The sequence below is a fragment of the Candidatus Binatia bacterium genome, assembly GCA_036563615.1.
Classification (GTDB): Bacteria; Desulfobacterota; Binatia; order UBA12015; family UBA12015; genus DATCMB01.
The window spans coordinates 115,857-137,224 of the sequence record DATCMB010000019.1 but is presented as its reverse complement, the minus strand read 5'-3'; the positions used below and the strand labels follow the sequence as shown (position 1 = coordinate 137,224).

Annotated in this window: 18 protein-coding genes; 5 read left to right on the top strand and 13 right to left on the bottom strand. The window is 72.2% G+C overall.

The features are described from left to right. Positions 1–64 precede the first annotated feature (64 nt). Positions 65–1,231, bottom strand: a complete 1,167-nt coding sequence (locus VIS07_16335; GenBank protein ID HEY8517080.1) for an aminotransferase class I/II-fold pyridoxal phosphate-dependent enzyme — start codon at positions 1,229–1,231, stop codon at positions 65–67. Positions 1,232–1,357: 126 nt separating this feature from the next. After that, a complete protein-coding gene (locus VIS07_16330; GenBank protein HEY8517079.1) occupies positions 1,358–2,080 on the bottom strand; it encodes a YebC/PmpR family DNA-binding transcriptional regulator in 723 nt (240 codons plus the stop codon). A gap of 229 nt (positions 2,081–2,309) precedes the next feature. Between VIS07_16330 and VIS07_16325 the strand changes: the two genes are divergently transcribed. Next, positions 2,310–3,479, top strand: a complete 1,170-nt coding sequence (locus tag VIS07_16325) for a lytic polysaccharide monooxygenase (GenBank protein ID HEY8517078.1) — start codon at positions 2,310–2,312, stop codon at positions 3,477–3,479. Between the two features lie 24 nt (positions 3,480–3,503). On the opposite strand, the gene VIS07_16320 is transcribed toward VIS07_16325, so the two are convergent. Further along, on the bottom strand, positions 3,504–4,703 hold the full coding sequence (locus VIS07_16320; GenBank protein ID HEY8517077.1) for a VWA domain-containing protein: 1,200 nt from the start codon (positions 4,701–4,703) through the stop codon (positions 3,504–3,506). A 101-nt stretch (positions 4,704–4,804) separates the two neighbouring features. Between VIS07_16320 and VIS07_16315 the strand changes: the two genes are divergently transcribed. Further along, positions 4,805–5,473 (top strand): hypothetical protein, encoded by a 669-nt coding sequence (locus tag VIS07_16315; protein ID HEY8517076.1) that lies wholly within the window; start codon positions 4,805–4,807, stop codon positions 5,471–5,473. Here the strand turns inward: VIS07_16315 and VIS07_16310 are convergent. From VIS07_16310 to VIS07_16295, 4 genes are all read right to left on the bottom strand, one after another. Further along, complete coding sequence (locus VIS07_16310; GenBank protein HEY8517075.1) at positions 5,470–5,928, bottom strand: pyridoxamine 5'-phosphate oxidase family protein; 459 nt, start codon at positions 5,926–5,928, stop codon at positions 5,470–5,472. The genes VIS07_16315 and VIS07_16310 overlap by 4 nt on opposite strands. A gap of 188 nt (positions 5,929–6,116) precedes the next feature. Continuing rightward, positions 6,117–8,054 carry a wax ester/triacylglycerol synthase family O-acyltransferase gene (locus VIS07_16305; GenBank protein ID HEY8517074.1) on the bottom strand — a complete coding sequence of 646 codons (1,938 nt, stop codon included), beginning with the start codon at positions 8,052–8,054 and terminating at the stop codon, positions 6,117–6,119. A 208-nt stretch (positions 8,055–8,262) separates the two neighbouring features. Next, a complete protein-coding gene (locus tag VIS07_16300) occupies positions 8,263–8,640 on the bottom strand; it encodes a PPOX class F420-dependent oxidoreductase (GenBank protein HEY8517073.1) in 378 nt (125 codons plus the stop codon). 27 nt (positions 8,641–8,667) lie between these two features. Then, complete coding sequence (locus tag VIS07_16295; protein ID HEY8517072.1) at positions 8,668–9,549, bottom strand: MoxR family ATPase; 882 nt, start codon at positions 9,547–9,549, stop codon at positions 8,668–8,670. 254 nt (positions 9,550–9,803) lie between these two features. Between VIS07_16295 and VIS07_16290 the strand changes: the two genes are divergently transcribed. Beyond that, positions 9,804–10,520 carry an HAD family hydrolase gene (locus VIS07_16290; GenBank protein ID HEY8517071.1) on the top strand — a complete coding sequence of 239 codons (717 nt, stop codon included), beginning with the start codon at positions 9,804–9,806 and terminating at the stop codon, positions 10,518–10,520. 9 nt (positions 10,521–10,529) lie between these two features. Here the strand turns inward: VIS07_16290 and VIS07_16285 are convergent, their stop codons facing one another. After that, complete coding sequence (locus VIS07_16285; GenBank protein HEY8517070.1) at positions 10,530–12,122, bottom strand: multicopper oxidase domain-containing protein; 1,593 nt, start codon at positions 12,120–12,122, stop codon at positions 10,530–10,532. Positions 12,123–12,241: 119 nt separating this feature from the next. Between VIS07_16285 and VIS07_16280 the strand changes: the two genes are divergently transcribed. Further along, positions 12,242–13,018 carry a methyltransferase domain-containing protein gene (locus tag VIS07_16280; protein ID HEY8517069.1) on the top strand — a complete coding sequence of 259 codons (777 nt, stop codon included), beginning with the start codon at positions 12,242–12,244 and terminating at the stop codon, positions 13,016–13,018. Positions 13,019–13,029: 11 nt separating this feature from the next. On the opposite strand, the gene VIS07_16275 is transcribed toward VIS07_16280, so the two are convergent. The 4 genes from VIS07_16275 to VIS07_16260 all read right to left on the bottom strand — a co-directional run bounded on the left by VIS07_16275 (position 13,030) and on the right by VIS07_16260 (position 16,147). Beyond that, on the bottom strand, positions 13,030–13,446 hold the full coding sequence (locus VIS07_16275) for a DUF4149 domain-containing protein (GenBank protein HEY8517068.1): 417 nt from the start codon (positions 13,444–13,446) through the stop codon (positions 13,030–13,032). 122 nt (positions 13,447–13,568) lie between these two features. Next, the gene (locus VIS07_16270; GenBank protein ID HEY8517067.1) at positions 13,569–14,840 is read right to left on the bottom strand and encodes a hypothetical protein; all 1,272 of its coding nucleotides are present in this window, start codon (positions 14,838–14,840) and stop codon (positions 13,569–13,571) included. A gap of 11 nt (positions 14,841–14,851) precedes the next feature. Continuing rightward, on the bottom strand, positions 14,852–15,613 hold the full coding sequence (locus tag VIS07_16265; GenBank protein HEY8517066.1) for an SDR family oxidoreductase: 762 nt from the start codon (positions 15,611–15,613) through the stop codon (positions 14,852–14,854). A gap of 126 nt (positions 15,614–15,739) precedes the next feature. After that, on the bottom strand, positions 15,740–16,147 hold the full coding sequence (locus VIS07_16260; protein ID HEY8517065.1) for a PilZ domain-containing protein: 408 nt from the start codon (positions 16,145–16,147) through the stop codon (positions 15,740–15,742). 151 nt (positions 16,148–16,298) lie between these two features. Here VIS07_16260 and VIS07_16255 point away from each other — a divergent pair, with 151 nt between their 5' ends. Continuing rightward, positions 16,299–18,965: a hypothetical protein gene (locus VIS07_16255; protein HEY8517064.1), complete on the top strand. Its 2,667-nt coding sequence runs from the start codon at positions 16,299–16,301 to the stop codon at positions 18,963–18,965. Positions 18,966–18,977: 12 nt separating this feature from the next. On the opposite strand, the gene VIS07_16250 is transcribed toward VIS07_16255, so the two are convergent. Further along, positions 18,978–21,356 carry an STT3 domain-containing protein gene (locus tag VIS07_16250; GenBank protein ID HEY8517063.1) on the bottom strand — a complete coding sequence of 793 codons (2,379 nt, stop codon included), beginning with the start codon at positions 21,354–21,356 and terminating at the stop codon, positions 18,978–18,980. Positions 21,357–21,368: the final 12 nt, after the last annotated feature.

Sequence of the window (21,368 nt, the reverse complement as noted above, 5' to 3'; positions counted from 1 at the left end):
GGCGTCGGCGACGCGGCGTTGGCCGCACGCCGTGGTGGTGACGGCTCGCGCGTCGGTGCGCGGCCTACGCGCGCGGCAGGCGCGCGCGCAGGCGGCGAGCGACCTCGTCGAGCGTCTCGAGGCGCTTGGCGTACGCCCAGCGGATGCGGTCGCGGCCGAGGCCCGGGGTCGCGTAGAAGCTCGAGCCCGGCACCACGGCGACGCCCGCCTCGCGGATCAGGTGGCGCGCCACCGCGTGGTCGTCACCGACGTCGGCGAGCGGGCCGAAGTCGCTCAGCACGTAGTACGCGCCCTCCGGCGGCGACGCGGCGAAGCCGTGCTCGGCGAGGATCGCCATCATGCGCGCGCGGCGCTCGTCGTACTCGCGGACGAGGCGCTCGTAGTAGCTCTCGGGCAGCGTCAGCGCGGCGACGGCCGCGTGCTGCAGCGGCGTCGGCGCGCAGATCGTGAGGAAGTCGTGCACCGTGCGCAGCGCCGTCGCGAGCGGCTCGAACGCGCACGCGTAGCCGAGACGCCAGCCGGTGACCGCGAACGTCTTGCCGAGCCCGCCGATGGTGATCGTGCGCTCCGCCATGCCGGGCAGCGTCGCGAGCGGCACGTGGCGGCGGCCGTCGTAGAGGATGCGGTCGTAGATCTCGTCGGTGACCGCGACCACGTCGTGCTCGATGCAGAGCCGCGCCACGCCCTCGAGCTCCTCGCCGGTGAACACACGCCCCGTCGGGTTGTGCGGCGAGTTGATCAGGATCGCGCGCGTCCGCGGCGTGAACAGGCGGCGCAGCTCGTCCGGGTCGAGCAGGTGGTGCGGCGGTCGCAGCGCGTAGAACACGGCGTTCGCGCCCGCGAAGGTCGCGGCCGGCAGGTAGTTCTCGTGGAACGGCTCGACGATGATGACCTCGCCGCCCGGGTCGACGCAGGCGAGCAGCGCCGCGGTGATCGCCTCGGTGACGCCGCAGGTGATCACCGCGTGACGCTCGGGGTCGTAGTCGAGCCCGAAGCGCTCGCGCAGCTTCGTGGTGAGCGCCTCGCGCAGCGGCCGGATGCCCCAGGTGATGGCGTACTGGTTGTGGCCGGCGTCGATCGCGGCGTGCGCGGCGGCCACCACCTCGGGCGGCGGCGGGAAGTCGGGGAACCCCTGGGCGAGGTTCACCGCGTCGTGCTCCATCGCGAGACGGGTCATCTCGCGGATCACGGATTCGCGCAGGCGCGCGAGACGCTGGGCGGGAGTTCGCATGTCGCGATGCGTTTAGTGAACTCCGGCCTTCGCCGGTAGCGGCGTCCTTTACACGCTCGGCGTCGGGCGCGGCTCCGCGGTCGCGCGCGGCCCGAGGCACCGCGCATGCGTGCGCGGCACGACGCGCTACGCGAGGTTGTGGAACACCTTCTGGACGTCGTCGTCCTGCTCGAGCGCGTCGATCATCTTGAGGACCTCGGTCGCCTTGTCCTCGGGGAGCTGCACCGGCGTCTGTGCGACGTACTCCGACTCCGCGGAGATCGGCGTCAAGCCGCGGTCCTCGAGCGCTTTCTGCATTTGACCGAAGTCGGCGAACGCGCAGCGGATGACGAGCTGCGGCTCGCCCTTCTCGCCGGTGCTCTCGCCCATCTCCTCGAGGCCGTGGTCGATCAGATCGAGCTCGAGCTCGTCCTGGTCGATGCCTTCCGGATTCAGGCGGAAGACGCCCATGCGCTTGAACTGGAAGGCGACGCTGCCGGTCGCGCCGAGGTTGCCGCCGGCCTTGTTGAAGTGGCCGCGCACGTTGGCGACGGTGCGGGTCGCGTTGTCGGTCGCGGCCTCCACCATGACCGCGACCCCGTGCGGCGCGTAGCCCTCGTAGACGATCTCCTCGTAGTCCTTCGCATCCTGGCCGGAGGCGCGCTTGATCGCGGCCTCGACCTTGTCCTTCGGCATGTTCACCTGCTTCGCGTTCTGCATCACGCGACGCAGCGCCGGGTTGTTGTCCGGGTTCGGCCCGCCCGCCTTCACCGCGATCGTGATCTCCTTGCCGATGCGGTGGAACGTCTTCGCCATGCGGTCCCAGCGCGCGAACATGGTGGACTTGCGTGTCTCGAAGATGCGACCCATGGGCGGACCTTTAGAGTCTCGCGCGCTCGCCGTCGAATCGCTTCGTGTCCGACGTCAAGACTCAATTTTAGGTAGCGAGGCGCCGGGCCGGGAAACGCGCGCGCATGGCGTCCGCCAAGGACGCCGCCAACCATCGAATCCGTCTTGTGGCGCCGGCCCTCGATGGGGAACAACGGCGTCGGCGGCCGACGACCGCAGCCCGCGCCGCCCGCTACGGAAGGAGCCCTCGATGGACACCGCGATTCGCCGTGCGCTCGTACCGACGGCCGTCGCGACGCTCGCGACGCTGGTCTTCTCGGCGCGCGCGGGCGCACACGGCACGATGATCGTCCCCGAAAGCCGCATCCACCGCTGCGCGTTCGACGGCAGCGTCGAGAACCACCAGGACCCGGCGTGCCGCGCTGCGATCGACCTGGGCGGCAAGCAGGCGATGTACGACTGGAACGGCGTCCGGCAGGGCGACGCGAACGGACGCCACCGCGAGCTCGTCCCGGACGGCCAGCTCTGCAGCGGCGGCAGCCCGGACTTCGCGGGCCTCGCGCTCGCGCGCGCCGACTGGCGGACGACGCCGGTGACGCCCGCGGCGGACGGGAGCTTCGAGTTCGTCTGGCACGCGACCGCGCCGCACGCGACGCGCGACTGGCAGTTCTACTTGACGCGCGACGGCTGGGACCCGACCGTGCCGCTGCGCTGGTCCGACGTCGATCTCTTCTGCACGAGCGGCGCCGTGCCGCTCGAGACGGACGCCCAGGGCCGGCAGGTCTACCGCATCCCGTGCACCCTGCCGAAGCGGACGGGGCGTCACGTGGTGTTCGCGATCTGGCAGCGCTCGGACAGCCCGGAGGCGTTCTACGCGTGCAGCGACGTCGAGCTGTCGGGCGGCGTCGACCAGGGCTGGCGGCAGATCGGCCGCGTCCTGGCGCCGCAGCGGCTCGCCGCGCGCTCGGTCGTGACGCTGCGGGTGTTCGACGAGAACGGCGCGGACCTCGAGCGGATCTCGGTCGTCATCAAGAAGAAAAAGGCGAGCCGCGGTCGCTGGCCGCTCGCGCTCGCACGCAAGGTGAACGCGGAATCGAACCTCGTGCGGATCGGCGTGCTCGACGCGACGGGCTCGGTCGTGCCGACCCGCCGTGTGAACGGCAACTACGTCTACGCGACGGCGGGACGGAACCTGCGCTTCGAGATCGAGGTCACGCGCCCTGGCGGAGGAGGCGGCGGCGAGCCGGTCTACCCGGAGGGCATCGGCAGCTACGGACCCGGCACGCTGGTCCGCGGCGCGCAGGACGGTCTGCTCTACGAGTGCCGGCCGTTCCCGGCGTCGGGCTGGTGCAACCAGGCGCCGCACGCGTACGCGCCGGGCGTCGGCTACGCGTGGAACGACGCCTGGATCCGGCGCTAGGACTGCTGCCGGCGCGCGGCGCGGCTACTGCCGCGCGCCGACCAGCGCCTGCACCGCCTCCGTCAAGCCATCCACGCTCAGGTGGAACATCGGGAACAGCCGGCGCACGACGCGCACGGTCTGGAAGTCGTCCCAGATCTGCGGCTTGTCGGGGTTGATCCACACCACGCGGTCGAAGTGATCCGCGATGCGGTGCAGCCACTGGATGCCCGGCGTGGGCGTGGTGATGCGCGGGTCGATGCCGCCGTAGGGCTCGATGAGCTCCGCCGGGTGCATCGCCGCGTCGCCGACGATCGCGACCTTCCAGCGCGGATCGAGGCGGCGCAGGATGTCGCCGGTCGGCACCGCGTCGTCCCGCGTCAAGCGCGCGCGCGTGTAGACGTGGTCGTAGATGCAGTTGTGGAAGTAGTACGCCTGGAAGTCGCGTAGCCCGCGCTCCTCGTGCAGCGCGGTGAGGAGCTGGCTCACGGGCTCGTAGTACGGGTCCATGGTGCCGCCGACGTCCATCAGGAGCAGCAGCCGGACGTCGTTCTTGCGCGGCGGGCGGAAGACGAGCTCGATCTCGCCCGCGTTGCGGCAGGTCTCGTCGATCGTGCCGTCGAGGTCGAGCTCGGTCGGCGGCCCGGTGCGCGTGAGCTGCCGCAGGCGGCGCAGCGCGACGCGCAGCTGCCGCACGTCGAGCGTCATGTCGGTGCGGTAGTCGGCGAAGCGGCGCTCCTCGGCGACCTTCATCGCCGAGCGCGATCGGCCCTTGCCGCCGACCCGGATGCCGGTCGGGTGCACGCCGTTGTGCCCGAACGGCGAGCGTCCGCCGGTGCCGATCCAGCGGTCGCCGCCGTCGTGACGCTCGGTCTGCTCGGCGAGCGTCTCGAGGAAGCGGCGCATGAGCTCGTCGTTGGTGAGGCGCTCGAGCGCGGCGAGCTCCTCGGGCGAGAGCTGCGGGAAGTTCTTCGGATCCTTCAGCCACTCGAGGATCTGCTCGGTGATGTCGTCGCCGAGCGAGCCCTCGACGCCCTTGAAGACGCGCGCGAACACCTTGTCGTACGCGTCGAAGTAGGTCTCGCTCTTGATCAAGCAGGCGCGCCCGAGGTGGTAGAAGCGCAGCAGGCTGCAGCCGTGCAGGCCCTCCTCGAGCGCCTCGAGGAAGGTGCGCCACTCCTGGATGGAGACCGGGACGCCCTCCTCGCGCAGCCCGTAGAACAGGTCGAGGAACATGCTGCGCATCGAGTAGCGGCCGCGCCGGGACCTGGCAAACCCCGTCCGCCGCGGACCCGCGACGCGTCCTCCGCTCGCGCTTTGCACCCGCCCTTGCCAAGGAAGGGCGCATGACGCCCCGGCAGAGTGCCCGCGGCACGAGCGCCGTGGTCACGGTCGCGCGCCGGACGCTCGGTCCGCTGGTCGCGCGGCTCGGCGTCCGCGTCTTCGACCTGATCTACGGCGAGCGCCCGATCGCGCAGGTGCCGCCCGAGGTCCCGACCGCGGCGGCGCTGACGGTGCGTCTGGCGCACCCCGACGACGTGCCGGCGATCGCGGCGCGGGTCGGCGACGTCGAGGGCGCGCGCGTCGCGCGGGCCGCAGAGCGCGGCGACGTCGGCGTGGTCGCGCTCTCGGACGGCGCGATCGCCGGCTACATCTGGGGGAGCCGCACGGTGGTCGAGCTGCTCGACCTGACGCTCTGCACGCTTCCTCCGGACGGCGGCTACGTCCACGCCGCGTACGTGATGCCCGAGCACCGCGGCAAGCGCGTCCTGCAGGTGATCGCGCGTGCGCTGCACCTCGAGCTCGCGGCGCGGGGCTGCAGCTTCACCTGCCGCCTCATCGACCGCGCGAACTACGCGAGCCTGGTCGCGACCGAGCGCAGCGGCATCGACTACCGCTGGGCGCCGGTCGTCGCGCTGCCGAGCGGACGCGCGTTCTTTCTCCTCGGCCGCCCGGGCGCGCTGCGCCGCGGGCTGCCGCTCTCGCACGACGGCACGCGCGCCGCCCGCGTCTAGGACGACGTCCGCTCGGGCGGCCGCATCGCGTAGACGCGCGTCAGCGCGACCTCGATCGTCACCACGCGGCGCTCGGCGCCGCTGCGTCCCGGCCGCGCCGGACGCAGGCTGCCCGGCACCTCGCGCGCGCGTCCGTAGAGGATCGCCGCGGCGCCGTCCTTCCAGGTGGTGAAGGCGACGCGCGGGTTCTTGCGCAGGTCGGCGCGGCGCACGGCGTTCTCGTAGACGACGAGGCGCAGCGTCGTGCCGTCGAGCTCGGCGTGCACCGGCGCGATGTGCGGCTGGCCGTTCTCGCCGACGGTCGCCATCGCGATCAGCCGGGCGTCGCGCACGAGCGCGACGAGCTCGGCGCCGGTCATCTGGCGGTCGGGATAGGCGACCGAGTCCGCGACCGCCGGGGTCGCGGTGCGGACGCTGCGCGCGATCAGCGCGTCGAGGGCGGCGAGGTCGGACATGCGTCCGACCCTACCGCCGCCGTCGCCGCGCACAAGCCCGCGCGCGAGCGCAGCCACGCCCTCTCCCCGCGCGGCCGCGTGCGCACGGGCGTGCCCGCGACGCGGCGTCAAGCCGTCAAGCAACGACGCCGCGCCGCAGCCTCGAGTGCCTCACGCCGCCGTGGTCGTCGCCGCCGATCCCCTCCCCCTCACGCCGCCCGCGCCGTCCCCGACGCCATGTGCTCGGTCGCCCAGCGCACGAAGTCCTCCTCGGTCACGATGCCGACCACGTGCCCCGCGTCGTCGACCACCGGCAGGCAGCCGATCTTGTTCACCACCATCCGCAGGCCGGCCTCGGACGCGGGCTCGTGCGGCGACGCGACGCAGAGCTGCGTCTCCATCACCTCCGACGCCTCGCTCCCGGCGAGCACGTGCACCTGCGCCTCGACCGTCTCGCGCTCGAGCGAGCTCGACGCCGCGGCGAGCACGTCGCGGTGCGTGACGAGACCGACCAGACGATCCGCCTCGTCGAGCACCGGCAGGTGACGGATCCGCCGCGCGTGCATCAGGCGGAACGCGTGCAGCAGCGAGTCCGACGGGCGGATGCAGATCACCGGGCTCGTCATCAGGTCCGCGACGCGCGGCGCCGGAGCCTCGGCGTCGAGCGGCCGGCGCGCGCCCTCTTGCGCTTCCTCGACGAGGAACGCGTCCGTCAGCTCGCGCGCCGACGCGTCGATGGCGCTCATCAGGTCGAGGAGGTCGGGCACCAGGGTCGGATCGGCGGTCGCGGTGATCGACACGTTGCCGGCGTAGCTCAGGAGCGCGAACTCGACGCCCATGCTCTGGAAGAGCGGCACGAGCCCGTGCACCGCGCGCACCTCGTGCCCGAGCAGGTAGCGCACCTCGCGCGGACCCGGGACGTTCGTGCAGATCGTGTTCGCGACGAGGCCCTCGGGCGCGAACCGTCCGAGCAGCGCCTCGAACGGCGCCGGCAGCGCGCCGACCAGCGCGAGCATCATGCCCGCGGCGCGCGGCTGACCGCGCAGCTTCAGATTCTGCGTCTCGCTCGCGATCGCGGCGAGGCGCTCCTTCGGGTCGGCGATGCCGACCGGCAGACGAGGCAGCATCGCGGAAACGAGGTTGCCGAGCTGCAGACGCTCCTCGCTGCGCCGTACGCTCACCGGAACCAGGGCGCGCACGCACAGGTCCGCCGTCTCGAGACCGTGCGCTTCGAGATAGCGTCGCAGCCCGCCGGCGATGATCGCCAGCAGCACGTCGTTCGCCTTGCAGCCGGCGCGGCCGCGGATCGCGAGCACGTCGTCGAGCCGCACGCTGGTCCACGCGACGGTCCGGCGATCGCTGAGCGGCTTGTTGAACGGCAGCGGATCGTTGGGCTCGAGGACCAGGCCGCCGATCGCCTTGATCGCCTCGCCGAGCGAGCGCACGTTCTCGAGCACCTCCGACGGCGCCGGCAAGCCGAGACGTCCGACGAGCCCGCCACCGTCGCTCTTCGGTCGCACGTCGAGCGCGCCGTTGTTGGGCAGCAAGCAGGACGTCGAGCCGTGATCCGCCGCGCCGACGCCGGACGCGCTCTCGAGCCGGCGCGGCTCGCGCGCGGGGTCGGTGACCAGCTCGATGATCTGCGCGCCGCTCACGCCGTCGATCATGCAGTGGTGCACCTTGCTGAACAGCACGGAGGAGCCGTTCGCGAGACCGTCGATCAAGTAGATCTCCCAGAGCGGATGCCGCCGATCGAGCGGCGCCATGAACAGCGTGTCGATCAGCTCGCGCAGCTCGGCCTCGCCGCCGGGCGCCGGCAGCGCGATGTGGCGTACTTGACGGCGGACGTCGAAGGTCGGGTCGGGCTCCCAGGCGGGTCGGTCGAGATCGAGCGTCGCGCGCACCGGCCGCTCGCTGTAGCGCGGCAGCCGGTCGCACAGGCGCTCGCGGATGGTCTCGACGAGCTCCTGGAACGGCACCGTGCCCTCGACCTCGGCGATGCACGCGACGTGCAGGAGCTGGTTCGGCCGCTCGAAGTAGAGGAATGCCGCGTCGAGCGGTGACAGCCGGCGGACGCGCTCCGCGACGGTCTCCGGCGATCCGCCCTCCGACGTTCGGCTGACGACCTCGGCCCGCGACGCTGTCATGGACGGCTCCTTCCGCGCCGCACCCGGGCGCGTGCGTGAGATGCCGTCGGGGCATGCAAGCGCGGGACCGGCGAGTTCTCTCGGGAAATCGGCGCAGCGGCGGTGCGCGGTTTCCCGCCCGTCCGAATCCTGCGCGCCGCCGCTTCCCGCGGCTGGGAAACGCGCGCCGCCGGCGCGCGCTCGCCGTCCGCCGCGGGGCGGCCGACCCTCAGCCGTCGAGCGCGATCTCGAGGATCATGCGACGCTCGAGCCCGCCGACCAGACGCCGCAGCAACGTGCCGAGACGCATCTGCCAGCCGTACTTGCGGTCGAGCGCCGCGTAGGCGCGCGCCTCGTGCTCCGGGTCGGTGACGATCGTGCAGGTCCCCTCGTGCCAGGGACCGCGCACCTTGCCGACCACGTTGCACGCCGCGACGCGCACGCGCGGGTTGCGCCGGATGCGCTTCACCTTGAACGAATCGCGCAGGGTGAAGACGACGAGCTTGCCGTCGAGCGGCGCGGCCCACACCGGCGTCGCGACCGGCGTGCCGTCGCGCTTGAAGCTTACCAGGCTGACGTAGGGCTCGCGGTCGAGAGGGGTGCCCACGTCAGATTCGCTCGCGTGCTCTCGCGGCTACTGGTTGTAGCGCGGGCCGAGCTCGCTCCACTTCGTCGGGTACTTGCCGCCGCGCGCGTCGTAGGTCGTGAGCGCGTCGACGTCCTGCTCCTTCTTGAGCAGCGCCCCGACGAACGGGATGTGCGCCTCGAGCTGGTCGGCGGTGATGCCCGAGCGCAGCAGGACGGCGATCCAGTCGACCAGCTCGGAGGTCGACGGCTTCTTGCGGAGCTCGCTCTGCTCGCGCAGCCAGTAGAACTTGATCAGCACCTGGTCGAGCAGCTTCGCGTCGAGGTTCTTGTGGTGCACCGCGACGATCTGCTTCATCAGGTGACGGTCCGGGAACTCGATGAAGTGGAAGATGCACCGGCGCAGGAAGGCGTCGGGCAGCTCCTTCTCGTTGTTCGACGTGATGATGACGACCGGCCGCTGCTTGGCGACGATCTCCTCGCCGGTCTCGACGATGGTGAAGCGCATCTCGTCGAGCTCGTGCAGCAGGTCGTTCGGGAACTCGAGGTCCGCCTTGTCGATCTCGTCGATGAGCAGGACGTGGCGCTGCTCCGCGGCGAACGCCTGCCCGAGCGGGCCGAGCTTGATGTAGCGGCGGATGTCGGAGACGTCGCCGCCGCCGAAGCGGCTGTCGTTGAGGCGCTGGACGGTGTCGTAGACGTAGAGGCCGTCCGCCGCCTTGGTGGTCGACTTGATGTGCCAGCTGATCAGCGGCATGCCGAGTCCCTCGGCGACGTGCCGCGCCAGAACCGTCTTGCCGGTGCCCGGCTCGCCCTTGATCAGCAGCGGCCGCTCGAGCGCGATCGCGCAGTTGACTGCGTCGACCAGCGGTCCGGAGGCGATGTATCCGGGAGTCCCCTTGAAGCGCTCGAATCCGTTGTCCTTGGCCATTGGGGCAATCGACCTAGCGGTCGTGCCGAGGCCGAGCAAGCGCGGCGTGGTCCGCGGGACGGCGACGGGGCACGGTGCGCCGTCCCGCGGACTCCGCTGCGGGGCCGTGGGCGGAGGCCCCTCATCGCGGCGAGCCGCGCGGCGCCCGGAGGGTCGAGCGTCGCGCGCGCCACGCGTCCGGTGTCGCGCTCGGACACGACGGGTTTCGGCAGCTCGCGTGCGCGACTTGATGGTCGCGGCTAGAGTCGTCCGCCGTGAGCGCAGAGACCAAGGCCGTCCTCTTCGACTTCGGCGGAACCCTGTTCGACTACGCGGACCTCGCCGCGGCGCAGCTCGAGTCGCTCGAGTGCTTCGCGCGCGAGATCGGCATCGAGGCGAGCACGGCCGAGCTCGCGCGGGCGCACCGCGAGGCGACCGCCGCGGCGTTCCGCGACTACCTCGAGCGGCCGTACTACCTGCACCGCGACTTCTTCGCGGACGCGATCCGCGGCATGGCGCGCGGCGTCGGCGTGACCCTCAACGAGGACCAGGTCGAGCGCTGGTTCGCGATCCAGCACGAGCGCCGCGCGCGCGCCTTCAAGCTGCGCCAGGGCGTCGTCGAGACGCTGCAGGAGCTGCGCTCACGCGGCTTTCACCTCGGCATCGTCAGCAACATCGACGAGGACGACCTGCACCACCTGATCGATCTCGGCGGCCTGCGCCCGTGCTTCGACTCGCTGCTGTCGAGCGAGGCGGCGCGCTCGTGCAAGCCCGACACCGGCATCTTCCACCAGGCGCTCGAGCGCGCGGGCTGCGCGCCGCAGGAAGCGCTGTTCGTCGGCGACTCGCTGCCGCAGGACGTCGCCGGCGCGAACCGCGTCGGGCTGCGCTCGGTTCTGCTGTGGCATCGCGACGACAAGCCGCCGCCGGCGGAGCCGGTGCGGCCGCGGCACGTCATCCGCCACATCCCCGAGGTCCTGCGCCTCGTCTAGCGCCGCGGCTCACACCTCGTAGACGAACTCCCGCGCCATGCCGGCCTCGAGGTGGTAGAGGTTGTGGCAGTGGAAGAACCAGCGGCCCGGGTTGTCGGCCGCGAACTCGATGCGGATGGTCTCGCCGGGCGCGACGCTGACCGTGTGCTTGAGCGGGCAGAAGTCGCCCGCGCCCTGCAGGACGCGGAAGAAGTGCCCGTGCAGGTGCATCGGGTGCCACATCATCGATTGATTGACGAGCTCGAGCTCGACGCGATCGCCCGGCTTGATCACCAGCGGGTCGGCGTCGGGCCACGCCTGGCCGTCGATCATCCAGACGTAGCCCTTCATGTCGCCCTGCAGCGGCAGGCGGAAGCGGCGCGTCTCGCCCGCGGGCAGCACGGTCGGCGCGGGCGCGCGTAGCTGCGCGTAGCGCAGCGTGCGGCTCTCAGGCGCCGCTGCGGGCATGCTGCGGTTCGGCTGCGGCTTCGCGTCCGGCGTGTGCAGCACGCCGATCGCCTGCCCGGAGCCGTCCTGCGCGACCGCGTGCAGCGTGTAGCTGCCGGATTTCGTGAGCTTGACGACGACGTCGTAGCACTCGGCGTTGCCCATCAGGATCTGCTCGACGGTCACCGGCTCGACCGCGAGACCGTCGGCGTGCACGACCTCGAGCGGGTGCTCGTCGAGCGAGACGCGGAAGAAGGTCGAGGCGCCCGAGTTGATGAGGCGCAGGCGGATGCGCTCGCCCGGCTGCGCGGCGAAGGTCCAGGGCGCGTTCGGAGCCTTGCCGTTCAGGAGGAACGAGCTGTACTTGACGTCCGCGAGATCGGGCTTGGCGCCGCTCGCGTCCATCTTCATGCCCGGCGTGGCGCCACCGTTGCCGCGCGGCTCGGCGGCGTTCGCGCCGCCAGCGTTCGCGGCAGCGCCGCTTTCGTCGCCGTTCTTCTTGCCGCGCAGCTCCTCGAACACCTGCATCGGCGAGCGGTGCAGCCAGTCGCTCATCAGGACGACGACGTCGTGCTCGGCGCGCACGGGATCGTCCTTCGCCTCGATCACGAAGGCGCCGAACATCCCCTGCTGCTCCTGGAAGCCGACGTGCGAGTGGTACCAATAGGTGCCGCTCTGGCGGATCGGGTACTCGTAGACGTACGTGCCGCGCGGCGCGATCGGAACGTTCGAGATGTCGGGCACGCCGTCCATCGCGGCCGGAACGAGCAGCCCGTGCCAGTGGATCGTGGTCGGCGAGTCGGCGAGCCGGTTCGCGACCACGGCGCGGAAGATCTCGCCCTCGCGCACCCGGATCTCGGGACCGGGCAGCGTGCCGTTGACCGTGATCGCCGGCATCTCCTTCTCGCCGTCGGGGTCGAGCGTGACCTGCTCGACCGACAGCGCGTACTCCGTCCGCCCGGGTCGCGGCACGTAGGCTCGCTCGGCGTCCGCCGCGGGCGACGCGGACGGCGCCGTCGCGCCCGTCGCGGCGAGCGCGCTCGGAGGGGCACCGCCGCGGCGTGCGAGCGCGGCGCCGCCCAGCACGGCGAGGGCCGCGCCACCGCCGACGAAGCTTCGGCGCGAGAGCGTGCGCGCCTCCCGAGCTCGATCCCGATCGCGGGTGCGCTTCGACATGGGAGCCTCCTTTCGTCGCTACGTGAATCTCATCGTCCCGAGGGGCGCGCTCCTCTAGGACACGGGCGTGGAGAGCGCGCGCTGGCGTCCCGCGCCGCCTCGGTGCACGATCCTCGCCCATGAGCGAGGCGAACGTCGACACGGTGCGCGCGCAGTTCACGCGTCAAGCAGAGATCTACGCGCGCATGCGCCAGACCACGGACCAGAAGGGCCTCGACGGCCTCGTTGCGCTGAGCGGCGCCAAGCCGGGCGACCGCGCGCTCGACGTCGCGTGCGGCCCGGGCTTCCTCACCATGACGCTCGCGACGCGCGCCGCGCACGCGACCGGCTTCGACGCGACCGACGCGATGCTCGCGCTCGCGCGCGCGGAGGCGGCGCGCCGCGGCATCGCCAACGTCGAGTTCCGCTCCGGTGACGCCGAGGCGCTGCCCTTCCCCGACGCGAGCTTCGACGTCGTCTGCTGCCGCGCGGCGTTCCACCACTTCGCGCGGCCCGAGCGCGTGCTCGCCGAGATGGTGCGGGTCGCGCGTCCGGGCGCGAAGATCGTGATCGCCGACATGCTCGGCCCCGAGGACGCGGCGAAGGCCGCGTACCGCGATCGGATGGAGCGCCTGTGCGACCCTTCGCATGCGCACGCGCTGTCGGAGAGCGAGCTCCGCGCGCTGTTCGACGCAGCGGGCGTCGAGGTCGCGTTCGCCTTCAGGTCGCCGTTCGCGGTCGAGGTCGAGGAGTGGATCGAGCACGGCGGACCGACCGCCGAGGTGGCGGAGGAGCTGCGACGAATGGTCGCGGCCTGCGCCGACGAAGACCTCGCCGGCATCACGGTGCGCCGCGACGGCGACCGCGTGACGTTCTCGTACGAGGCGGCGGCGTTCGTGCTCGCCCGCCCGGCCTGAGGTGCGCACGCTCAGCGCAGCACCGCCCCGGCGACGGCGAGCAGCAGCGCCGCGAGCGTCGTCGTGTTGAGCATCGCCGAGACCTGGTGCAGGCGCGCGAAGCGCGCGTCCTCGCCGTCCAGGTCGCGCAGCCGCGGCAGGATCGCCTCGCCGCCGATCAGCGTCGCGACCAGCGCCACCGCGACCGGCAGCGACAGCCGCATCAGCTCCTCCTGCGTCAAGCTCGCCCGTCCGAGCAGCACCATGCCGAGCGCCACGAAGCCGCACAGCGCGCCGAGCCGGTAGTAGCGCGGGAAGAGCGGCCGCAGGAAGCGTCGCGCCTCGGCGGTCGGGAAGTTGCCGTGCGCGACCGGCGCGACGAGGAACGAGACGCAGACGTTCGAGCCGAGCCACACGGCGACGGCGACGGTGAAGAGCAGCCGCAGCATCGGCCGAGCGTGCCACAATGCGGCCCGCCTGTCGCGGTGCGGCGGCTCGCGCGTCAGGCTCGGCTCGTCCGCCGCGCGTCCACCGACGCGGCGCCGGCCCCCGCGCATGCGCGAGGCGCGCGCTAGCGGATGCGCTCGATCACCACCTCCGGCGAGCCCGGCGGCCCGAGCGCGCCCTCGAAGCGCAGCATGTCGTACGGCGGCGTGGTCGAGATCCAGTAGGTCGTCTCGCCGGAGAACCAGACCTCGCCTGCGCTCTCCGCGTGCTGCCGCCAGACTTCGGGCACGTCGATCGAGCGCGCCGCCTGCCGGACGTCGAGCCCGACGCGGATGCGACGCGCGCGCTCGGGGCGTCCGCGCACCTCGAGCGTCTCCTCGCCGTCGACGTACGCGTAGACCGGCACCGGGATGCCGCTTCCGCCCCAGACGTAGAAGCGCACGACGCGCGCCGACTGCGGGAAGCCGGCGATCGCGACGCCGAGGCAGGTGCCGACGTACGTGTTGGGCTCGAAGTCGCGCTTGCGTGCCGACCAGGTGTCGTTGAACTGCTCGCGCTCGAGGTCGACGTAGACCTCGTCGGAGCGGTTGCCCGCCTGGTCGATCACGACCTCGCCGTAGGCGACGTTGCGCAGCCTGCCGCCTTCGTTGCGGAAGATGCAGCTCGTCGTCTTCTCGCGACCGTCTTCCGCGCGGTCGGTGCGGATCGCGTTGTACATCGTGCGGCCCTGGTCGTCCTTCGCGGCCGCGATCGCGCTCGGTCCGGGGACGATGAAGTCGCGCTCGAGGCCGCGTCCCGGGTCGGTGACCCGCAGACGGTAGACCGGCTCGCTCGACTCGTACGGCGTGAGCGGCGGATCGACGAGGAAGGTCTCGCCCGCGACGCGCGCGATCACGTCGGTCGGCTTCTCCTCGGACGGCAGTCCGGGCGTCTTGACGAGCAGATCCGGCATGACGGCGATCGCGCTGCGTCCGTCGGCGAGCTTCACCTCGCGGTCGAGGCGCGCGATCACCTCCCACTCCTGCCCGGCGGTGAGGCGCTCGGGATTCTCGAGCGGCCCCGGCAGGCGGAACACGACGCGCGCGTCGTCGCCCGTCAAGACCAGAACGTCCTCGCCGGCGGCCGTGCGCTCGGTCTGCACGCCGTCGGCGAGGAAGCGCACGCGCTTGCCGGCGAGCGTCATGTCGGGATCGGAGAGGCGCAGCTCGGGGCCGCTCGCCTTCGCGACCTGCGACAGCTCGAGCGGCACGATGCCGGCGCGCGGCCGCGGCGGCTCCTGCGCGCGGACGTCGAGGCCGAGCGCCGCCGCCGCGAGCAGCGCGACGATCGGCACGACGAAGCGCCTCGCCGCCCGCACCGCAACTGCGGCGGCGACGACGCGAGCTGTGCGGCTCACGCGCGGCCTCCTCATGTCGGGATCTCCGCCAACTCGCGCAGCACGATGCGGTCGAGCCGCACGCTCTCCGGGGTCGTGAGCGCGTAGAGCAGCGACTCGACGACGTCGTCGACCTTCATCATCTCCGGCAGCCCCGTCCAGCGCATGACGCTGCGAATCGCGTCCTCGCCCGGCGGGCGCAGCGCCACGCCGCCCCCTTCGGTGCCGGCGGTGTTGCCGATCTGCACCTCGGTGAAGCGCACGCCGCTCTTGCCGTACTCGCCGCGCAGCGCGGCGAGGAAGTGCGACAGCGCGGCCTTGGTCGTCGAGTAGATCGTCAAGTATGGAATCGCGAGCGTCGCCGCGGTCGAGGTGACGTGGATCACGTGCCCGCGCGCGCGCGGCAGCATGTGCTTGAGGGCGTGCTGCGTCGCGCAGATCGCGCCCGCGAGGTTGACGTCGAGCATCGTGCGCCACGCCTCCTCGCTCTGCGTCGCGAACGGCTCGAGCCACAGCACCGCGGACGTGTTGACCAGCGCGTCGAGCGGCGCGCCGTCGCGCGCGACCGCGTCGAACAGCGCGGCGACGCTCGACGACGACGCGACGTCGCAGGCGTGCGGCGTGGCCGAGCCGCCGGCGGCGCGGATCTCCTCGGCGATGGCCGCGAGCTTGTCGAGCCGGCGCGCGGCGAGATGCACCGACGCTCCCTCCCCAGCGAGCCGTCGTGCGAGCGCCGCACCGATGCCCGCAGAGGCGCCGACCACGACGACCTTCTTTCCCGACAGTCGAGCCATGCGCGTCTCCCGCGCCCACAAAGGCGGGAATCGTCGCGATGGTCAATCGGAGCGGGCGCGGGGGCGCCGCACGACGATCAAAGGTGAGAGCCCGTGCGCGCGCAGCGAGCGCGCCGCCGGTCGAGATCAGGCGCGGCGCGTGATCTTCGACGCCGCGACCTTCGAGCGGATCGCGGTGCGCGCCTGGTCGGTCAGGTCGACGAACGAGCAGCCCATCTGGAGCTGGTAGCGGCCGTCCTCCTTGACGTGGCGCACCTGGACGATCGCGTCGAGCACCTCGACCTCGTCGAGGTAGAACTCGAGCCAGAACTTCGCGCCCACCGGCAGCGGCAGCAGCGGCGAGAAGCGCCGGTCGAGCACCAGCCTGACGCCGGTCGGGCTCAGGTCGCCGAGGACCGCCGGGATCATCTCGCCGTTCGACGCCGTGAGCCGCGCCGGGAGCTCGGTCGACATGCGCGCCTCGGCGCGCTGGTAGCGCAGGGTCTCGGGGAGCTCGACCGGCAGGATCTCTACGGTGTCGTCCGGATGGGACATGAAACTTCGCTCGTGACAGGGGCTTCGGCGGTCCGGGCGCGCTGCTTGAGACGATCCCGTCGCTTCCCCGCAAGCGCCTTGCGACTTGCCCACGACGCAGCGGAGCAGGCAAAGTCGCTGCTCGTTCGCTCGACCGGCCCCGGAGGGAAGCATGCTCACGACGCCCTGCATCATCCGGCGGTCCAGGCTCGTCCTGGCCGCTGCCTGGATCCTCTGTGCCTCGCTCGCCATCGGCGAGGAGGCCGTCGCCGCCGACTGCTGGGGCGGCACCGCGAAGCGCGTCGCCGTCAAGCGGCGCGACGTGGTCTACCGCGGCACGGTGACGTTCCCCGGCGCGTCGCACGACACGGTGATCGGCCCGCAGGGGCTCACCTTCCAGATCGTCGACGCAGCGGATCCCGACCGGGTCCTCTTCGAGACCACGGTGCCGCGCGCCCGCTTCCGCTCGACCGCGACCGTGACGCAGTACGACCGCACCGGTCCGATCAACGGCCGCATCCGGCTGCGCAACGCGCGCAACCAGAACGACACGGTCGAGATCGACCTCCGCGTGTTCGGCTTCTTCGACCTCGGCAGCGCGGCGCCGGACGGCGTGCACGTCGTGGTGCGCAGCGGCGACACGTGCGTGCGCTCGTGCTTCAGCGCGTGCAACCCGCGGCGTCCGGGCGGCGTGCTGCGCTGCAAGAAGAGCGCGCTCTACGAGCCGTTCGCCGACGCGGGCTTCGGCGCCCTGGTGCGCGACGGCGTCAAGCAACCCGGCCCGCGCTCGCCCCTGTGCGGCCTCGCCATCAAGACCACGGGGCCGCGCTGCGACTTCCTGATCGACGAGCGCTGCATCCTGCCCTACCCGTCGTCGGTCTTCCTCGACCCGGACCCGACGACGCCGACGGGTCTCCGCGTGCACTACGACGTCGGCTCGCTGCCCGCGAACGTCGCCGGCAAGCCGATCGATCCGACCGACTGGAACACGCTCGACGGCTTCAGCCCGGGTCCGATGATCCTCGCGCTCTTCCCGGACACCGGGCACCCGGTCGACCTGGAGGCGTCGAACGTCGCCTTCCACACCAACTTCGCGCGCTCGCTCGACCCGGATCACCCGACGGTGCTCGCTCGCGCCGACGACGGCGAGCGCATCATCCACTTCGCCGAGCTCGACGCGCAGACCGACGACGTCGAGAAGAAGGCGCTCATCATCCGTCCGGGCAAGCGGCTCGACGACGCGACCCGCTACGTGGTCGGGATCCGCAACCTGGTCGACACGCAGGGCACGCCGATCGAGCCGCGCCTCGCCTTCCGCGTGCTGCGTGACGGGATTCCCGACGCGCAGGTCGCGCTCGCCTGCGGCGACGCGTGCGCCGCGGCGATCGCAGCGCGACGTCCGGCGATGGAGGACGTGTTCGCGCGGCTCGAGGCGAGCGGCGTCGCGCGCGAGGACCTGATCCTCGCCTGGGACTTCACGACCGCGAGCACCGAGGCGATCACGGGCTACCTGGTGTCGATGCGCGATCAGGCGTTCGCGCTCGGCACGCCGTCGTTCACCGTCACCAGCGTCAATACCGGAAATCCGCCGGGCTCGGGCTTCAACTCGCAGATCTACGCGCGCATCGAGGGCACGTTCCAGGCGCCGCTGTTCATGACCGCCGACGCGCCCGGCTCGCGCCTCAACCTGGTGAACGGCGTGCCGACGCAGAACGGCTACGCGACCGTGCCCTACGTCGTGCACATCCCGCGCATCGCGGTCGCGGCCCTGAATCCCGACGCGACGCCCGCGAAGGCGAGCCTCTGGGGGCACGGGCTCCTCGGCTCGCGCTTCCAGCTCGGCGCGCTGTCGGAGCTCGCGAACACCTACAACTACGTGATCGCCGCGGTCGACATGCAGGGCATGTCGGACGCCGACGTCGCCGGGGGCGTCATTCCGGCGATCAACGACTTCTCGCTCTTCCACCGCATCCCCGAGCGGCTGCACCAGGGGCTCTTGCACCACCTGCTGCTCGGGCGCCTGCTCGCCGACCCGGTCGCGGGCTTCAACTCGCACCCGGCGTTCCAGCTCGGCGTCGGCGGCGCGCCGGTGGTCGACACCGAGCAGGTGTTCTACTCGGGCGGCAGCCAGGGCGGCATCTTCGGCGGCACGATCATGGCGATCGCCGAGGACTTCGACCGCGGCTTCCTCGCCGTACCGGCCGCGAACTACTCGACGCTGCTCCAGCGCAGCATCGACTTCAATCCGTTCTTCGCGCTGCTCAACGTGAGCTACCCCGACAAGCTCGACCAGATCCTCATCTTCCCGCTCATCCAGCAGCTCTGGGATCGCGCGGAGCCGCAGGGCTACCTGCCGCACATCCTGCCCGGGACGCTCTCGAACCCGCCGCGGCCGCACAAGATCCTGATCCACATGGCGACCTACGACAGCGAGGTGTCGAACCTGGGCACCGAGATCATGGTGCGCTCGCTCGGCATCCCGCAGCTCTTGCCGGTGCATCGCAGCTTCGTCGGCATCCCGGAGATGGCGGCGCCGTTCGACGGCTCCGCGTTCGTCGAGATCGACCCGCAGCGCGGCTTCGGCCGTTGTCACACGCCGGGCACGACCGACGCGGGCGCGATGTGCACGACCGACGCGCAGTGCCCGGGTCCGGGCGATCCGGCGTCGCGCGTGATGTGCGCGTCGGGCATCCCGCCGCTCACCAACACCGCGCCGCTGTTCAACAACGGCGCGCACGGCTCGACGGGCAACCCGACGACCGGCATGCAGATCGCGAACTTCCTGCGCGACGGCGGCTTCATCGAGCAGTTCTGCGACGGGCCCTGCGACCCGGAGTAACTGCTTCGCGCATCAGTCGGGCGACGCGTGGATCTCGCGTCCGCCGAGCACGTCCTGCTCGGCGACGCGGATCTCACGCGTCGCTCGGTCGCTCTCGATCCGCCAGGCGGAGCTCTGCCCGAGGTCCGGACGCTCGGACGAGTACGGCAGCACGACGCGCGCTTCGCCGCTCGCGTCGAGGCGCACGGTCTTCTCGTAGGTGCGCGCGCGTCCGGCGTCGCTTCGCCACGCGTAGCGTAGACGCACCTCGGCGCCGGGCGCGCCGCGCAGCACGAGCGTCGCGCCCGGCACGCGCTCCCACACCTTGACGTGGCCGATCTGGTCGTCGCTCGCCGAGTCGACGACGAGACGCAGGTGGTCGAGCGCCGGGATCACCTCGGTCGTGCCGTCGGGGCGCTCGAGCGGAACCTCGGAGCCGCCGAAGCGCGTCAAGCGTGCATACAGCGAGCGCAGCAGCGGCGGCTCGAAGGTGTAGATCACGCCGTCCGGCGTCGGCGCCTTGCCGTACCAGTCGCGCGGATTCTCGCCGCGGCCGACCAGCGCCGCGCCGATCGTGCCGAGGTCGTTGTCGACCACGACCCAGCGGCTGCGGCGCGCGTCGAGCAGCGCGAGCGCGCGCGCCTCGTCGCTCGCGAGGAAGAAGTCGATCCAGTCCTCGAACGACGAGCCGCCGACGTAGGAGCCGAAGGGCGTCACCGTCACCGGCACGCGCGCGACGTGCAGCAGCTTGTGCCCGAGCGGCCAGGGGTTCATCGCGCCGCCCGGCTCGGCGTCGTCGGGCGTCGTCGCGTGCGCGAGCGCGGCGAAGCCCGCGAGCGCGCGGTGCAGGCGGACGTCGCTCGAATCGCGCTGCGCGGCGAGGTCGCCCGGCGTGAAGGCGCCGGCGAGGGCGCGCGGCAGCGCGGTGAGGCGGTCGGGGTGCGCGAGGTAGCCGCGGTAGTACGGCGCGAACGCGAGCACGAGCACGACCGCGACGACGGCGAGCGCGCCAGCCCGCACCGCGCCCGGCGCGCTGGCCGATGCGCCGCCGAACCGGAGCTCGAGCCGGCGCACGGCGTCGTCGAGGAAGTCGGCAGCCAGCACGGCGAGCGCCGGTGCGAAGCTCTCGCCGAAGCGCCGCTGGCGCAGCGTCAAGATGAAAAGCGCGCTCGCCCGGACGAGCACGAAGAGCCGTCCCGCGTCCGCGAAGCGCTCGCGCGCGAGCCGTGCGAGCAGCAGGACGAGCAGCAGCGGCACAGCGAAGAAGAGACGGCTCATCCACACCTGCGGACCGCGCCAGTCGAGCCCGCCGTCCGCCCCGCGCAGGATCGGCACCGACTCCTGCACCGCGCTCATGAACGCATCCGAGGCGAGCGTCCACTCGAGGACGCGCTCGAGCGCGGCGCGCTGCGACCAGACGAGCGCGCCGCCCGCGACCGCGAGCATGCCGAGGACGAGCAGCATGCGACCGAGCGGCCAGCCGCGCGCGGCGACGCGTCCCGCGAGAAAGCAGAGCACGGCCGCGACGCCCAGCACCGCGACGTGCAGGTACGACAGCGTGACCGAGCTCACCGGCGCGCCGCCTGCGCGCACCGTCGCCACCGCGACCGGCAGCACGGCGAGCGCGCCGAAAAGGTGCACGACGGTCGCGAGGCGCGCGATCCGCAGCCGTCCGCCCGCGTCGCTCGCCGCGAACAGCGCCGCGAGCCCGAGGTCGAGGATCGCGAGCGGCAGGAGAAAGCCGTTCCAGGTGAGGAGTCCCGCCGCGGCGACCGCGGCGGCGAGCGCCGTGTCGCACGCGCGTCCCGGACCCGCCGCGACGCGCGCCGTGTCGCACGCGCGTCCCGGACCCGCCGCGACGCGCGCGCCCGGTCGCACGTCGAGCGCGCGCAGCACCGCCGCCGTGAGCCAGGCCGCGAGCAGCGTCACCGCGACGTGGTGGTCGACGAAGCCGAGCCGCGAGTACCAGACGTGCGCCGGCACCAGCGTCACGACCAGCGCCGCGAGCAGGCCCGCGCGGCGCGACGCGATCCGGGTCGCGAGCGCGTACACCGGCAGGCAGGTGAGCGCGCCGAGCAGCGGCGGCAGCAGCGCCGCCATCCGCTCGACCGCGGTGACGTCATCGACGCCGAGGCCCGCGAGCCGCGCCAGCGTCGCGAGCGCGAAGTCGAACAGCGGCGCGAACACGATCGGCGCGCCGTGCGGGTAGTCGATCCAGGGATCGAACAGCGGCACGTGCGGCCAGTCGGCGAGGATCAGGACGACGCGCCGCAGGTGGTAGTACGGGTCGTTCTCGGCGAGCACGACCGCGTCGCCGACGAACACGGTCGCGGCGTTGCCGGTGCGCAGCACGAAGCCGAGCACGCACAGCAGGACGAGGACGATCGGGATCGCGAGGCCGCGGCGCGGCATCGCGCCCTTCAA